This is a genomic window from Mycobacterium sp. TH-M15, from assembly GCF_057473705.1.
Genome location: NZ_JBYCLB010000410.1, coordinates 1 through 1,998, shown reverse-complemented (window position 1 = coordinate 1,998; position 1,998 = coordinate 1). Strand labels below are relative to the sequence as shown.

3 protein-coding genes are annotated in these 1,998 nt (G+C 68.3%); 2 read left to right on the top strand and 1 reads right to left on the bottom strand.

What is annotated here, in order from left to right:
* The first annotated feature begins 128 nt into the window (after positions 1–128).
* Positions 129–482: a VOC family protein gene (locus AC2VNT_RS09995; protein WP_486946706.1), complete on the top strand. Its 354-nt coding sequence runs from the start codon at positions 129–131 to the stop codon at positions 480–482.
* Between the two features lie 10 nt (positions 483–492).
* Here AC2VNT_RS09995 and AC2VNT_RS09990 read toward each other — a convergent pair whose 3' ends face one another.
* Positions 493–858 carry a pyridoxamine 5'-phosphate oxidase family protein gene (locus tag AC2VNT_RS09990; protein ID WP_486946705.1) on the bottom strand — a complete coding sequence of 122 codons (366 nt, stop codon included), beginning with the start codon at positions 856–858 and terminating at the stop codon, positions 493–495.
* A 31-nt stretch (positions 859–889) separates the two neighbouring features.
* On the opposite strand from AC2VNT_RS09990, the gene AC2VNT_RS09985 reads away from it, so the two are divergent.
* Positions 890–1,906, top strand: coding sequence for an aldo/keto reductase family protein (locus tag AC2VNT_RS09985; protein ID WP_486946704.1), 1,017 nt, complete (start codon positions 890–892; stop codon positions 1,904–1,906).
* Positions 1,907–1,998: the final 92 nt, after the last annotated feature.

Below are 1,998 nucleotides of genomic sequence, written 5' to 3'. Positions count from 1 at the left end.
CTGCCATCGAACCCATACCGACAGCCTCGCCGACCACCCGGTTCAACCGCAGAAACGACACACCGGATATCGCCGGTTACTGACCCACGCACCTAGGCTGGAAACGACTGAGCCACATGGAGGTAGTGATGAGCGATCACGAAGTGAAGATGATCATCCTGTCCACCGACGATCTGGACGAATCGATCCGGTTCTACAGTGAAACCCTGGGCATCCCGGTGAAGTTCCGCGACGGGGCGCACTTCGCCGCGCTCGACGGCGGGACGGTGACGATCGCGTTGGCCACCGCGCTGGATCACCCGATGCCCGGCCAGGTGGTGGTCGGGATCAAGACCGACGACGTCGACGGCGCGGCCAAGGCGATCGAGGCCAGCGGCGGCGGCATCGTCAACGGTCCCTACGACGACGCGCACGAGCGCCGAGCCGTGTGCTACGACAACAAGGGCAACGGCCTGGTCTTCTACCGACCACTGGTCCGGTGAGCGACGCGGGTCATCCGTCGCTGAGCACCACGCAGTCGTAGGCGTCGTCGCCGGTCGACACCCGGTGCAGCAGGGCCCGGGTGGGGGTGATCCGCACCGGGTCGGCGGGATCGCCGGTCAGCTCGGCGTCGCCGTCCACGATCAGCGAGTACTCGGCGACGTCGCGGGACGGAAAGACCAGGGTGACGCCGCGGTGCCCGGCCAGGTTGGCCCGGCCGTGCCGACCGACCGGGCCGATGTCGAACACCCCGGCGTGGTAGCGGGGGGTGAGCGCGGTGGTGTGCGCCCGGTGGTCGTCGCCGACGGTGATCAGAAACGCGAACTGGTAGCCGGGCAGCGCCTCGGCCAGCTTGGCGAGATCGACTGTCTTGCCCACGAAGTCGAGGATAGTGCGACAGGATGGAGCCATGGAATTCCGCTACCTCGGTGACTCCGGCCTGCAGATCTCCGAGATCACCTACGGCAACTGGCTCACCCACGGCTCGCAGATCGAGAACGACGTCGCCACCGCCTGCGTGCGCGCGGCCCTCGACGCCGGCATCACCTCCTTCGACACCGCCGATGTCTACGCCAACGGCCGCGCCGAGGCGGTGCTCGGGGCCGCGCTGAAGGGTCACCGCCGCGAGTCGCTGGAGATCTTCACCAAGGTGTACTGGCCGGTCGGACCCGCCCCGCTGGGCAAGAACGATACCGGCCTGTCCCGCAAGCACATGCTGGAGAGCATCGACGGCTCGCTGCGCCGGCTGCAGACTGACTACGTCGACCTGTATCAGGCGCACCGCTACGACGCGTTCACCCCGCTGGAGGAGACCATGCAGGCCTTCGCCGACATCGTGCGGGCCGGCAAGGCGCTCTACGTCGGGGTCAGCGAGTGGACCGCGAAGCAGATCAGCGAGGCGCACGCGCTGGCCCGGCAGCTCGGGATCTCGCTGATCTCCAACCAGCCGCAGTACTCGATGCTGTGGCGGGTGATCGAACCCGAGGTGGTGCCGACCTGCCGGGAGCTCGGGCTGAGCCAGATCGTCTGGTCGCCGATGGCCCAGGGTGTGCTCTCCGGCAAATACCTGCCCGGTCAGCCGCCGCCGGCCGGGTCCCGGGCCACCGACGACAAGGGCGGCGCCGACTTCATCAAGCGGTTCCTCACCGACGAGATGCTCACCCGGGTGCAGCAACTGCACCCGATCGCCGACGACCTGGGTCTGTCGATGTCGCAGCTGGCGATCGCCTGGGTGCTGCAGAACGACAACGTCGCCGCCGCGCTGGTGGGTGCGTCCCGCCCGGAGCAGATCGCCGAGAACGTCAAGGCGTCCGGGGTGACGATCCCGGCCGACGCGCTGGCCCGCATCGACGAGGTGCTCGACAGCTCCGTCACCGCCGATCCGGCGCTGGTGGCGAAGTCGACGCCGGCGAAGCGGCTGCTCTGACCCGATTCCGCGAGTAAGCGGGATAGTTGGCCTTGGGGCCTGCGGAAGATGTCGGGGTGGGGTGTGGGTAGGCGGGTGTGACCGGTGGCGCC